Annotated in this window: 1 protein-coding gene; it reads left to right on the forward strand. The window is 52.9% G+C overall.

All coding sequences use genetic code 11. The features are described 5' to 3' along the window. A partial coding sequence (locus AAZR23_RS20820; RefSeq protein ID WP_434694512.1) for a hypothetical protein occupies nt 1–255 on the forward strand: 255 nt, incomplete at both ends.

Here is a 255-nt window from a genome sequence, read left to right on the forward strand (position 1 = left end):
GTACAGATAGGCACATCAGTCATTAACCCTGTGACTCACGGTCTGCCGGTACTGTTTGTTGAGGGACTCCGGCATCTGGCCTCAGCCAGATTCAATCTCATTCTGTACCGGGAATTAACCGCCACCGACAGTATCGGTCTGGAATCCGCGTTAAAGAAAAAAAATAACGACGAACGAAAGGAGGAGCGGATAGAGCAGAATGTGGCAGCCGGTTACCGTCCCTCTCATAGCGGCTGGACAAGGCACACCAGCCGG

The sequence above is a fragment of the Morganella sp. Je.2.23 genome, from assembly GCF_051129855.1.
GTDB lineage: Bacteria > Pseudomonadota > Gammaproteobacteria > Enterobacterales > Enterobacteriaceae > Morganella > Morganella sibonii.